At 41.6% G+C, this 13275-nt stretch carries 12 protein-coding genes, 1 other RNA gene and 2 pseudogenes; 10 read left to right on the forward strand and 5 right to left on the reverse strand.

Annotation, left to right across the window (positions count from 1 at the left end):
* The first annotated feature begins 24 nt into the window (after positions 1 to 24).
* A complete protein-coding gene (locus JCM12259_RS04230; protein ID WP_025065545.1) occupies positions 25 to 855 on the forward strand; it encodes a DUF5715 family protein in 831 nt (276 codons plus the stop codon).
* 14 nt (positions 856 to 869) lie between these two features.
* Positions 870 to 1442, forward strand: a complete 573-nt coding sequence (locus tag JCM12259_RS04235; RefSeq protein ID WP_025065546.1) for a hypothetical protein — start codon at positions 870 to 872, stop codon at positions 1440 to 1442.
* Positions 1443 to 1981: 539 nt separating this feature from the next.
* Here the strand turns inward: JCM12259_RS04235 and JCM12259_RS04240 are convergent.
* Together JCM12259_RS04240 and JCM12259_RS04245 are read right to left on the reverse strand one after the other, a co-directional pair.
* Positions 1982 to 2896: a hypothetical protein gene (locus JCM12259_RS04240; RefSeq protein ID WP_025065547.1), complete on the reverse strand. Its 915-nt coding sequence runs from the start codon at positions 2894 to 2896 to the stop codon at positions 1982 to 1984.
* A gap of 88 nt (positions 2897 to 2984) precedes the next feature.
* Positions 2985 to 3164, reverse strand: coding sequence for a hypothetical protein (locus tag JCM12259_RS04245; protein WP_025065548.1), 180 nt, complete (start codon positions 3162 to 3164; stop codon positions 2985 to 2987).
* A 186-nt stretch (positions 3165 to 3350) separates the two neighbouring features.
* Here JCM12259_RS04245 and JCM12259_RS04250 point away from each other — a divergent pair, with 186 nt between their 5' ends.
* Complete coding sequence (locus JCM12259_RS04250) at positions 3351 to 3656, forward strand: hypothetical protein (protein ID WP_025065549.1); 306 nt, start codon at positions 3351 to 3353, stop codon at positions 3654 to 3656.
* A gap of 112 nt (positions 3657 to 3768) precedes the next feature.
* Here JCM12259_RS04250 and JCM12259_RS16905 read toward each other — a convergent pair.
* Positions 3769 to 4002 (reverse strand): annotated as a pseudogene (locus JCM12259_RS16905) (conjugal transfer protein TraG); the annotation flags it as partial.
* A 525-nt stretch (positions 4003 to 4527) separates the two neighbouring features.
* Here JCM12259_RS16905 and JCM12259_RS04255 point away from each other — a divergent pair.
* From JCM12259_RS04255 to JCM12259_RS04280, 6 genes and pseudogenes are all read left to right on the forward strand, one after another.
* Entirely contained in the window at positions 4528 to 5007 is a 480-nt protein-coding gene (locus JCM12259_RS04255; protein ID WP_018910662.1) for a hypothetical protein, read from the forward strand.
* Positions 4994 to 5386, forward strand: a complete 393-nt coding sequence (locus JCM12259_RS04260; protein ID WP_018910663.1) for a hypothetical protein — start codon at positions 4994 to 4996, stop codon at positions 5384 to 5386. The genes JCM12259_RS04255 and JCM12259_RS04260 overlap by 14 nt, the downstream gene beginning before the upstream one ends.
* A pseudogene (locus JCM12259_RS13755) lies at positions 5383 to 7448 on the forward strand (AAA family ATPase). Before JCM12259_RS04260 ends, JCM12259_RS13755 begins: the two are co-directional and overlap by 4 nt.
* Positions 7436 to 7744: a helix-turn-helix domain-containing protein gene (locus JCM12259_RS04270; RefSeq protein ID WP_004360030.1), complete on the forward strand. Its 309-nt coding sequence runs from the start codon at positions 7436 to 7438 to the stop codon at positions 7742 to 7744. Before JCM12259_RS13755 ends, JCM12259_RS04270 begins: the two are co-directional and overlap by 13 nt.
* A gap of 198 nt (positions 7745 to 7942) precedes the next feature.
* Positions 7943 to 8707 (forward strand): type IV toxin-antitoxin system AbiEi family antitoxin domain-containing protein, encoded by a 765-nt coding sequence (locus tag JCM12259_RS04275; RefSeq protein ID WP_004360031.1) that lies wholly within the window; start codon positions 7943 to 7945, stop codon positions 8705 to 8707.
* Positions 8700 to 9611: a nucleotidyl transferase AbiEii/AbiGii toxin family protein gene (locus JCM12259_RS04280; protein ID WP_004360032.1), complete on the forward strand. Its 912-nt coding sequence runs from the start codon at positions 8700 to 8702 to the stop codon at positions 9609 to 9611. Before JCM12259_RS04275 ends, JCM12259_RS04280 begins: the two co-directional genes overlap by 8 nt.
* Positions 9612 to 9832: 221 nt before the next feature.
* Here the strand turns inward: JCM12259_RS04280 and ssrA are convergent.
* Both ssrA and JCM12259_RS04285 read right to left on the reverse strand, forming a co-directional pair.
* Positions 9833 to 10231, reverse strand: a transfer-messenger RNA (tmRNA) gene (ssrA, locus tag JCM12259_RS16065).
* An 85-nt stretch (positions 10232 to 10316) separates the two neighbouring features.
* Positions 10317 to 11876, reverse strand: coding sequence for a helicase C-terminal domain-containing protein (locus JCM12259_RS04285; protein WP_025065550.1), 1560 nt, complete (start codon positions 11874 to 11876; stop codon positions 10317 to 10319).
* Positions 11877 to 12525: 649 nt separating this feature from the next.
* Here JCM12259_RS04285 and JCM12259_RS17825 point away from each other — a divergent pair.
* Positions 12526 to 13182, forward strand: coding sequence for a hypothetical protein (locus tag JCM12259_RS17825; RefSeq protein WP_234396540.1), 657 nt, complete (start codon positions 12526 to 12528; stop codon positions 13180 to 13182).
* Positions 13183 to 13275: the final 93 nt, after the last annotated feature.

The raw sequence follows: 13275 nt of genomic DNA on the forward strand, positions 1-13275 counted from the left end.
CATATCAATTCGAATGTATTCAGAATGAAACTTTCTAAGAACAAATATCTAAGCGGATTTGCTGCAACGGTGTTGTTGTTGGCGCTCATTCGTTTGATCTTTCCATCTGTTGCACAACCTGTTTCACATGCATCGATTCCCGAGTCGGATATAAATGAATTTTCAGATACCGTTAAACGCGCTGCAACTAACGGTCTTTCGCACGATGAAAAGCCGTTAAACGCAAGTCGACTAACGGTTAATCGCAAGGGCTCTCGATTCTTCCGTGCAGACGGGACGATAGCGAAGCATCGCATCATGAGCGTGCCTCATTTCGGCAATGCATTTCCCGACCAAAACGATGTGCAATTGATTGCGGCCAACAAACACGGTGTTCAGCCTGTTATTGACCGTCAGGAGGCAGAACATCGCAAGTCGGAATTGGTCTATGTGGGCAGCAACCCCTTTTTCTGTGTAGACAGGTTGCACAGCAGCATTCCCTATCTTGTGCCTCGGGCAGCCGTTCTGCTGCAAGATATCGGGCGTAATTTCTTCGACAGTCTACAACTGAAAGGCGTTCCATTGCATAAAATCATTGTTACGAGTGTGATGCGGAGTAAGGCTGATGTGAACAAACTTCGTGGTCACAACGGCAATGCCACGCAAAACAGTTGCCATCTTTACGGCACCACATTCGACGTTTGTTATAACCGATATAAGACCGTTGAGGCGCCCGACGGACCGCAAAAACGGGCTGTGAGAAACGATACGCTGAAGTGGATATTAAGCGAAGTGCTTAACGATATACGCCAATCGGGCAGATGTTATATTAAATACGAGGTGAAGCAAGGATGTTTTCATATCACCGTCAGATAAAAAATCACAAGCAGATGATATTTAGTTTGTTGTCCCATCGATTTCTCCTTGTTGTTTCAGCAGCGCTTTTCCCATTGCTGCTTACAGCTCAGACGCCGCTGGCCAACCGTGTCAAAGCCATGGCCCGACATCTGCCTGCGGGCGCGGAAGTGGTGTCCAAATACACGGATAATCATCGTCACTGCCTCTATTACACGCTTTATAACCGCCTTTTCCGTTACGATGTGGTCACAAACAAGAGTGTGGGCGTCGAGTTTTCATCATCGTCTTATGCACGTTTGCTGCGTACTTTCCTCAGTCCTGACGGCAATTGCATTTTCGTTGTAGTGCGTAAGACGGGCGATGAGGTTTCGAATAGTTATAATATGGAGCAACTTTGGCGTTATGATTCTCGTTCGCGAAAGTCGTCGAACATGGGTTCCGGTTTTTCCATCGTGTGTTGTCGCGACAGCATCATCATCAAAAAAGTGGTGCGAAGTTTGAATCCTTCCCGTCCGTTTTCTCATCGGCAGTGGATTGCCAAGGATCATTACTATGATTTCGATGGCCACATGCTGGATGCCAAAGATGAATATCGATTGAAGTGATCAGTTGCCTTGGTCCTGGGGCACGTTGAGTTTCTTGCTAAAATCAGCGTATCCCAACATTGGGAAAGGCCGAAAGCGAGAGAAACAACTCATCGTAGGGATACGATCAATAAAAAATAGCGAAAATAGGTCTTCGTACCCCTACGATGATCAAAAAGCGAGAAGAACAGCTCGTCGTAGGGGTACGATCGATGAAAAACAGTGAAAAGAGGACTTCGTAGGCCTACGATGATCAAAAAACGAGAGAAACTGCTCGTCGTAGGGGTACAATCGATGGAAAATTGCGAAAACTGTTCGTCGTAGGCCTACGATGAATCAATAACGACAAAAGCAACTCGTTGTACCCCTATTATTTGCAATTTATTAAGAATTAAACCAAAAAAGGTAGTTTCTATAAGCAGGTGCGAAGTGAAACCATTCTTTCTTGAATCATATCTTTTTTTGCTCCAAGGTTAATACCTAACTATGTTATCATTTTCAGAGCAATCCAATAATAGCAGACAAAAGACAGCATAACATAAATTTAGTATGTATCATTCCTATTGAAATATCTTAAAGGTATCAATTCCCTTCATTCCCGAAGTTGTATTAATAAACCAAATCTGTCCAGAGTTCCTTACAAAAGACTCAGGCTGTATTTCTCCATAAAGTTTTATGTCTAAACGAGCTAGACCTTTGTACTTTTGGCATTTTAAATCATAGTCGTTGTAGTCTGCAAATAGGGCTTTGCCATGGCTATATTCCTCTTTGTAGCAATTTATTATTTCTCGAATAGTATGTTGTGTAGGTTTAATGCCAATATTCTTAGCATAGGTACTTTCTACGGTTGTAAGCTCTCCATTCACACAATCCCCAATACTTAGCAAAATATAGTATTGGTTGATTTTAGAAAGTTCAGGCTTTAGTAAATATAAAATAGGAATGCCTTCTGAATTAATAGGAGTTGGGCTTTCTTTTACAACCTTGGTTTTATCTATCTCGTTTAAATTAGTGAAATTATGGTATTCGTTTAAATCTGCGGGATTATGGAACACAAGAGGCTGGTTACCGATGACGGCATACTCAAGGACGGCCGAAGACAAATTCTTGATTGAAAGAAAATCCGCTCCGTTTTCTTGATAGTCTCTTTTCAAGGTAAGCTGGCTAAAAACGCTTTTCCCCGAATGTGTACCAACAATACTATCATAGGCGACCAAGACGTTCTCTCCACCAATCACGCAAGGAGTAGAAAGCCTCTCTGTTTTGACTTCGTTTTGTCCATTATTGCCCAATATACTATAATGCACTTCCACTTCGCCGGGAATATCATCTTTTGTGGTTATTGCAATATAATTATGCCGAAGAATCGTTGTCTTGCGCACTCCTACATTCTCTACATCAACCTTTGTACATTGGGAAAACAATATTATAAGAAAAAGCCAAACACACAATTGTAAAAAGAAAGTCTTCTTCATTTTGTTACATTTTTAAATTAATCCTAAACCATGAACCAAGGATTCCAAATTGTATATTACTACGGGCTTTGATGCTAAATGATATCCGTTACAACCCATATACATTCAGTTTATCGTAGGCTTCCATAAAATAGTCTGTTAGATTATTTGTAAGAGGGTCAAACTCCGTTTTAGGGACACTGGCATACTTTGTTTCCAGATCTTTAAGGGGAAACATACGGGAAACTTCTTTTTCCACAAGCACGAACTTTATTTTGTTCAGTTTCATCTTCCAAGCCTTTGATTTACAATTATCAAATGCAAAGATAACTATTTATATTATATCTCACTAAACCGCTTATTTCATTCTATCTATATTTATAGTTTTATATGGTAGTTTTTCTTTCATCGTGAAATATATGGAACAACAAGTATTATCATCAAGGAAGAACCTGAGATACCTGTCATTGAAGAGGTGAACGGCGTGAAATGGTGTACCACCTATGCTAGAATGAGCAACGCTGCAATTGTCGCTGTCAATGCCTACATCTTGCAGAACGACGGTAAGTGGCACAAGGCAACGACGGATAACACTGCTGCCACGATTCCCGCTTATCGTGTTTACTTCGCGGCTTTTTCGCCGAGTGGCGATATCTTGTCCACCGTATTTGGCGGCACCGTGCGCTACTACGACCTCAATGGCCACTATATCGGTACCACACTCGACGGTCAGCCTACGGGCATCTATATAGACAACGGAAAGAAAGTAATGAAAAAATAAGTGGTTTTCCTTATACATTTATTTGCAAGCCATATCAGATATTTTCAGAAAGTTATTTTTGCGAGATTAAATGAAATAAAGATAGCCCGGATTCTATTCGAGTTATCTATTCTCAAACAAGTCTCAAGATATCTTGCTTAATATGCTTATAGTTGGCTTCGATGGTCTCTTTGAGATTGTCGGAGCCAACTTCGTTTGTGAAGTCTGTGATTATGGGTATAGGTTGATAGACTTTCGTTTCATTAAATATTACTGTCCACTACTATCTCTGCGTGAAATATCTTTTGGTCAATATACGTTCGTCAAAGTTGACGGATACTGCACCCACGAACATACCATATACTATCTTAAACCAGGGATTACAAAAATGCATAATCGCCGAAACTCGTTGAAGTTACGGCGATTATCTGATTTCGTCTTTTCTTGTTTTCCTCTTGTTCAGAGTATATAGAGTGGAGCTGGTGGTAAATGAACTTACCTATATCAGTCCTTGATATTCAGAAATTTAGCCGAACCTCAATTTTTACTGTAGCCAATCTGTAGCCATTTCAGATATTTTTGAGAGAACGCACAGAAGTTGCATAGACTTCTTGTTTTCGGGTTCAAAGTTACAAAAAGATGATACATCTTCCAAATATTTGACTAAAAATGTTTTAGAAAGCTTGTGGCTACAATTTTTCAGTGCACGGTGCAAGACCTATCTATATATAGGCTTGCACCGTGCACTGAAGAGCCTTGCCACTTGTGATATACTGCTGATAATCAATATATAAAATGGTATTATATTACCAGACAATGGTATTTTGATATTCCGTTAGAAGCTCATTTCATTAGGAACTTTGCAGCCATAATCATTATAGTCCAATGTATTATGGCAAACAAAAACAGCAACTCAGAACAAAAGGGACACCTGTACATCGGTTGTCCTACGCTTGAAACTTTAGCTCTTTCATGCGTCAATGCAAAAGATGCTGCTCATACAAGTAGCATCGAGTATTCAAATTTCCTAAAGGCTTGCAAAATGGAAAAGGACATCAGAATCAGCACATATCGGAAATGTGCAGCAGGTTTAGGAAAAGAAGTTCTAATCATACATCTGCCTTTGGGAACCATAGAGTCGATGACCAAACCCAAAGCCCATGTGAAGAATCTTTATGAAACAATTGAACTGGATGAACTGATCAAGGTTTTAATGAAGGTTATGCCAAGTGATGGAATGAAGATAGTGAACTTCATGGAAGAGTTCAAAGGGCATCTAACAAGACACGACAAGGAGAACCTGATGAAACCCTTTCTGTCAGCTATTGTAGAACTTTGCCAAAACTTACTTAATGATGATGGAAAACCATGAAACACGCTCCCTAATGAATGAGCTTCAAACTCTTCGCGAAGAGTTCAGGCAGATAGCCTGCTTTATCAGAGAGCTAAAGCGTGACTACTCTGTATTAGAAGAGAAAATAGAGTTAAGTACGGCAGATGTCTTGCATCTGCTTGGTATATCTAAGGCATCCCTTGCCAGATGGCGGGAAGCGAACTCTATTCCTTACCGCTATGTATCAAGTAATCATGTGGTCTATCCATTCAAAGGACTCTACCTTTCTGTAAAGACAGGTAGGGCTACATTCAAGGGCTTTCGCCGCTTGGAGGCTTTGCAGCGTCTGAACGCCTACAAGGATGGTGTCCTTAAAGGCTACATGGGGGATTCTCAAACCTTATTTGAAGAACTATGAACATCAAAGAAGAAATACTAAGCCGGACGAACAAAGGACTGGAGGTGTTCTGCTTCTACATGCCCATCAACTTTGTACCCAAGCGCAACTTCCGTAATCCATTGTATGACGATAGGCGTGCATCATGCAATATCTACCTCGATAATAAGTCTGGCTGCTACCGCATGAAGGACTTTGGCAATGACGCCTACTCAGGTGATTGTTTCTGGTTTGCTGCAACTATGCTCGGTTTGGACGTGAGAAAAGATTTTATGAATGTTCTTGAAACAATCATCAGAGATTTACAACTCAATATTCGTCTTGAAGAAAGAAAAGAATACGGTAATAAGCGACCTGTCTTAATAAAACCTTCAAAGCAGCCTATATTACCTCCACCCGACCTTAATACTTCCATGACAAGCGAGAAGTGGTTTACATATATCGAACAGCCCTTTGGAGAAGAGGAACGAAATTATTGGCGACGATACGGCATTGATACCAGGACTTTGCTACGCTTCCATGTTAAATCATTAGCACGCTATGAATCCGTTTCAAGTCAGGGCAAGCCATTCTCACTTGTTTCTACGCGAGAAGAGCCTATGTTTGCTTATTGCCTTGGCAGGTTTGTGAAAGTTTATCGTCCCAATAGTAAATTGCGCTTCCTCTATGGAGGCAAGGAGGTGGATGACTATGTGTTTGGTTTTGAGCAGTTGCCCTGCAAAAGCGATATGATATTCATTACGGGGGGAGAGAAGGATGTGCTTTCACTCTCGGCTCATGGATTCAATGCCATCTGTTTCAACAGCGAGACAGCACAGATACCAGAGAATATCATTGAGGGACTATTGCTCCGTTTTCGACATCTAATCATATTGTATGATACGGATGAAACAGGACTAAGAGAAACTAAACGACAAGTCGAAGCTCTATCCAAGTTTAAGGTGCTTCACTTAACATTGCCCTTACAAGGCACAAAAACAGAAAAGGATATTTCCGATTACTTTGCCTTAGGCAATGGTTCGGAAGGTTTAAAGGCACTGCTTTCTGATATGTTTACCCAAATGTATGCACAGACGATGATGATATTGCAATCTTGTGAAATAGACTATGACAATCCTCCGATGCCTCGAAGTCGGTGGTAGCAGTAAACGGCGTACCCCTCGGTACACAGGATAATCTGTTCTGCATCACTGGCGGAGAAGGAACAGGCAAAAGCAACTACATTGCTGCCATTCTTGCCGGTACTCTTGGTGCAGAACGCTTACAACCAGAACAAACTTTGGGATTGGAGGTAACCGCCAACCCCAAAAGATTAGCTGTACTCCATTACGATACAGAGCAATCAGAAGCACAGTTGCATAAGAATTTGGGGAAGACACTTCGTCGGGCAGGAGTCACGTCTGTACCAGAGTTCTACCATTCTCTTTATTTGGCTTCACTTTCTCGTAAAGATAGATTGAAAATTATTCGTGAGAGTATGGACTTGTTTCACCATAAGCACGGAGGAATACATCTTGTGGTAATTGACGGCATTGCAGACTTGATACGATCTGCCAATGACGAAACGGAGAGTATAGCCATTGTGGATGAACTCTATCGTTTGGCAGGAATCTATAATACTTGCATCATCTGTGTGCTCCATTTTGTCCCTAACGGTATTAAGTTGCGTGGACATATTGGTTCCGAATTACAGCGCAAGGCGGCAGGTATTCTCTCCATAGAGAAAGACGATAACCCTGAATATTCGGTTGTAAAAGCTCTGAAGGTGCGTGACGGCAGTCCACTCGATGTGCCGATGATGCTTTTCGGCTGGGACAAAGATGCGGATATGCACGTCTATCGTGGAGAGAAGTCGAAAGAGGATAAAGAAAAGCGTAAGACGGATGAACTTTTGGCTGTTGTAAAATCAGCTTTCCATACCAAGCTAAGACTCTCATATCAAGAACTATGTGACGTATTGATGCGTGAAATGGAAATCAAAGACCGAACGGCAAAGAAGTACATTGCCTATATGAAAGAGCAGTGTATATTGTCGCAGGACGCAAGTGGTAACTATCAAAAGGGTGAGCTATGCCATACTTAGAACAGACAACAGAGAACGATTGGTGCAAGCGATTGTTTGACAGCTTGAGAACTATCGAGAGCAAACTCGACCAACTGCTTGTGATGAAAGAGCAATCTGTTGACACAACTATTCATCCGCCTCTTAAACCAGAGTATCTTGACATAATCGACGTGTCGAAGATTCTCAAAGTAGAGCAGAAAACCATTTACAATTGGGTATGGGCAGGAAAGATCCCATATCTCAAAGCGAATGGTAGACTGCTGTTTCTTCGTGACGAGATAGACGATATGCTTCATAAACGAGAATGTTGGTGATCAACAAGCAATTTGTTTATTGCCGAATTCTAACTTATGGCACATCTTAAAATAGACATGAATATGAAGAAGATAGTTAAATTTTAGGACAGTAAATCAACTATTAGTTTATTTGTGGGAATTATTTTCAACCAATAAGCTATTATTTGAAATGATTTGCTTATCTTTGCGGTTGAAATAAATACAAGCAAGTAAACTATGAGTGTATCTACAGGTAACAAAATCAACCAAATGCTCCAATTAGGACAAAAAAACGGATTGTTGTTTGCTCAATGGCTAACAGGACGAGGATATTCCAGTCAGCTATTAAAAAGATACCGCATATCGGGATGGTTAACACCTCTATGTAGAGGTGTAATGTACCGTACTGGGGATAACCTATCTGCCTATGGTGCATTGCAGTCGTTTAATGAACAGTTAGGAAAGAAGTTCCGTATAGCTGCTCATTCTGCATTAGAGTTATGGGGCTTCAATCATTATGTGCCAATGGGTAAGCCATTGCTAGTGATAACTGCTACCAATGAGAGAATGCCTCAATGGATGAAGCTTAACGTATTCGACCGTGATTTTCATTTTTTCAAAACAGACGCATTTATGCAAGCACAAATAACGACTTTGTCTTATTTAGATTGGAATTTACTCGCGTCTACTCCAGAACAGGCTTTTATGGAATGCTTGTTACTATCGCCGCGGCAATACAACTACATGGACTTGTACTATATAATGGAACAGCTAACAACATTGCGTTCAGAGGTTGTCCAATCGTTATTGGAAACAACCAAGAACTATAAGATGAAGCGCCTATTCTTATATATGGCAGAAAAAGCAAACCATTATTGGTTTGAAGAATTAGACTTATCTAGGATAGATTTGGGAACTACAAAATTGCAGTTGGTAAAGTCGGGGGTATATCTCAGTAAGTATAAAATGACAATCCCCAAAGAATTGAACGACTATGAATAATCATCAGTATAAAAGTCAAGTGGCACTATTGGTACGCATCATGCCCTTGGTTTATAGAATCAAAGATTTTGCCGTACATGGTGGTACGGCTATCAACTTGTTTCATCAGAACATGCCACGGTATTCTGTGGATATAGATCTTACCTATATTCCCTTGGAGGCACGTTCAACGAGCTTGGAACATATCAATCTGAATCTTCAAGACTTGAAAACGAGCATCGAACGAGCCGTACCGGGAATACATGTGGTACATAAAACTGATGTATGGAAACTGCAATGCACATACAATGGCACTACGGTGAAAATCGAAGTGAATGGCACCAAACGTGGCATACTTGGAGAAGCGGAAGTAATGAACCTCTGCCCAAAGGCGAAAGATGAGTTTCAAGCTAACTGTAAGGCACGCATCGTACCTTATCCACAACTATATGGAGGTAAGATAGCGGCTGCTCTCAGTCGCCAACACCCACGTGATTTGTTTGATTGCAAGTACATGAAAGACGAAACATTGGATGAAGTAAAAGACGGTTTGTTTCTGTGCTTACTGGGAAGCGACAAACCCATCATAGAATCACTTTGTCCTAATGACATTAATCAGGAGGAGGCTCTTGAACATCAGTTCAAAGGAATGACCGATATTCCTTTCACTTACAAGGATTATGAGTCCTCGCGTAACGACATTATCAGAAAGGTAAATGCCTGCCTTACCGATGAGGACAAAGACTTCATCATTTCTTTTGAAGAAGGCTCCCCGCAATGGGAACTATGTTGTGCTGGTGATTTGAGCAAATACCCATCCGTACAGTGGAAACTGCTCAATATCGAGAAACTAAAAAAGCAAAATCAAAAGAAGTTTCAAGAAGGAATTGATAAACTCAAAACTTTTTTTGAAAAAATGATGTAGGTATAATCCGAATATAAACACTACCTTTGCAACGTAAATAGTGCCGATAAGGACTTTTGTCGCTTTATTAGCACTCTAAAAAGGGGAAATGGGGCTGTGTACTTTGTCGATACAGTCCCTTTTCGGTGTATTAAAACTTCAAAATCTTATGGATCTCTGAATAGAGCATAATAAGAAAGAAGACTATCAGCTGCTTAAAAACAATTAATAGTCCTCTCTTTTAGTGGACTTGCGGAGAGTCGAACTCCGGTCCGCACAAGGAAACCATATGCTTTCTACATGCTTATTTCAGCCTTCTGTTTTCGAGTGTTGGCAAGACCTGAACCACCAACCAACACCTTATCCTCTAAATTTCATCTATGCATCGAGGCATACACAAACTATTTCCGATTTACCTGCACCGCTTGACCCTTAGATTCGGAACAACATCCTTGGAGCAGTGTCTCGTCGCATCACCTGGTGACGCAATAAAGCCAGTAATCTACTATGCTTCGATTAGGCAGCGAGAGCGTAATTGTTTTCGCCAATTAATTTTTTGACCACTCAGATTTAGGAGGTAGCCGTCGAGCCTCCGCATGCTTACATACCATCTCATCTTGCCGTCAAATCCATACAAGCCCTCGGTATGTTCTGCAAAGTTACATATTATTTCTGAATTTGCTGAATGAGATTCGATAATTTTGTTGCAAATTTATTCTTTTAGATTCAAAATCTTACTTTATGACGTACTATTGTCTCTTTTGCACTGTGTTCTGAAACTGTATCAGGAGGATTTTGCAAGTCTGATTTTGGGGAGAGTTCTTCATCTCCTTCTTTGTCCGCAGTAATCGTCAAAGTGATTTTTCTGTCCAGCTCTGCCGACTGCCCTTTGAGCGAGCGAAGTTCGTCCTCTTTCTTCCACGTCCCATTAGCAATAGCAGTGTAGATTTCCTTATTGGCAGTAACCTTCTCTTTCTCCTTTTCATGCGATTCTATCACCTTGGGGATTCGCCCCAGCGCACCCAAGAAGTTCTCACACGCAAGTTTCGGATCCGTAGCCAACTTACCATTATTATAGGTATAATAGATACTCTCCTGCCCCTTGACAAAGAAACGATTCACGGAGCAGTCAAACAGATCTTTTGAGGTACTCTCTGTCTTCACCATGATGAAAAAGCCATAAATCTCTCCGATTTTGTTGTACTCGCCTTTGGTGCGTGCCTTGTCGTTAATCTCCTGCAGGCGTGCAGCAATGACTTTGAGGTCCGTACTGTCCTCCACGCCTTTGATGGTGAGTTTATTGATTGGATTGCCGTCCTTATCACGCTCCACACGCTTCTCAAAGCATGCCAAGTCCGCCTTGGCTTCCTTAATCTTGTCCGAATGGAAAGACACGGAGCTGTCAATCTCCGCCAACTTTCCTGTTGCGGCATCACGCTCACGGAGAAAGTTCTTACGCTCGGATTCCAGCGTGGCAATCTTCTTGTCGAGTTTGGCTTTCTCTAACAAGTCTGTATTACCGGATAGCACGGCAACATACTCTGAAAAGTTCATACCGCTATCCTCGTCCATTGAGCCTTCATCAATGGTACGACTACCGAGCGTATTGGTCTTCAGCTGATTGATAAACAATTGCTTGTTATGTAGTAGGTTGAACTTATAACTGTCCAACGACCGCTCCACGGCATAGATAATCACATCGACCTTATTGTCCGCAAATTCTTTGGCAACCATATTGCCTTTACGGATTGCCCGACCATTGCGCTGCTCCAAATCTGATGGTCGCCAGGGCGTGTCAAGTTGATGCACCGCCACCGCACGCTGCTGGGCGTTGACACCCGTTCCAAGCATAGAAGTAGAACCGAAGATAATACGGATGTCGCCCCGATTCATGGCATCCACCATTGCTTTCTTTGCCTTCTCATTCTTGCATTCCTGAATGAAGCGTATCTCGTATGCTGGGATATGGTAGTCTTCCACCAACTTTCTTTTGATTTCCGAATAGATGTTGAAGTCTCCACCAGGCTTGTAAGTCCCCAAATCAGAGAAAACAAACTGCGTTCCTTTCTGTGCATCGTACTTCTGATAATAGTCATTCAAGAGTTTCGCACAATGACTTGCCTTGTTGTCAATATGATCTGAGTACGCATTTTCATCAATCATGCGTAAATCAAGGCTCATCTTGCGGGCGTAATCAGTTGCAATCAGCATCTTTGCCTTTTCCTCCTTTTCGGTTAATGGCGCACGCCCTAAAAGGGTGGCATTGCCAGTTTTGGCAAACTCCATCAGTTTTCCAATAAACTCCTCCTGTTCGGGAGTTGGCGGTATGTTATGCAGTATCTCGTTCTTCTCAGGGCGGTCGATACCGATGTCCTTTGCTGTACGGAAGTCGCAAATCTCCGCATAAAAGTAATGGGTATGAATGTAATCGGTTGATTACTAATAGAAAGCAGAATATATAATCTGATAAGGTGAACGATTAAGAAACGAGCGAGTTTCTTTCCCTTTCTTTATTCTGCAAAGCCTCAAAGAACTCTCTGTTTGATGTTGCAAAGATAGCGATATAATTCATATAAGCAAAGTATTTACGTTGTTTTTTCAATGAAAATCAACCTTAGACATTTCTAATTCTATAAAATCGCCATTTTAAGGTATTGCATATATCTATGAACAATGGTAATTTTGCAAAATGATAATCAAAAGAATTCTTTTAATCTTCATCATTCTACTTTTGCTGTTTCCCACTGCTAATGCTACTATTTTGAATTTAGCTGTGGGTGATACTATATACCCTACTCGAAAACATGTTTCTTCATTACATAAAACGATAGAACTCGATGAAGTTCAAGTTATTGGACAGCGGAAATTGTTTTCCATAAGAAAAGACACCACGTTTATCAATACTGATTGCCTTCGAGTAAGGAAAGGTGCTAACTTGGAAGACTTAATCAGGAATATTCCGGGCATGGAATACGACAAGGCGAACAGGCTACTATCGTTCAAAGGAAAGCCATTGAACGGCGTAAACATCAATGGCGAGACCTTTATGGGCAACGACATTATCGCAGCGTTGGAGAATATGCCAGCCGATGCAGTGGAACTACTGAAACTGTATGACATGCTCAGCGCATTGGAGAAAATGACGGGAGTAGATGATGGTGCCGACAATTATGTGCTGGACATCAAGACCAAATCTACCTACAATGGCAGCCTGACAGGAACACTAACGGCTGAACACGGCAATCGCGACAGACGCAGGGATGAGGTACAGGGCAATCTATTCAATGCCAACGGCGAGAATACCTCGCTGACCCTGCGTTTGGACAATCTCAGCAACATGAACGTCGGAAGAAACAATTTCCAAAACATATTGTCGGGCAACATCGTGAAGAAATTCGGCAAGAAGATGACGCTCAATGCAAGCCTCTCGCTCAACGCCTTCCACAATGAAAGCGAAAACCATGACTACGACGAGCAGTATCTTGCATCGGGAACGAAATACCAGAAATCCGTGCTGCTCTCCTCGGGCAAGAACACAGCAATGCCGCAAACATCAGCCTGCGATATGACATCGACTCAAAGACCCTCCTGAATATCAGTGCCAATGGAAACTTCGGACGGTCAGACAACCTGACTGACAACACAACATACCTATATGAGCGCAATACGGCTGCGGACACGCTGA

Origin of the sequence: Hoylesella enoeca JCM 12259, assembly GCF_000613405.1 — a bacterium.
GTDB classification, from domain to species: Bacteria; Bacteroidota; Bacteroidia; order Bacteroidales; family Bacteroidaceae; genus Prevotella; species Prevotella enoeca.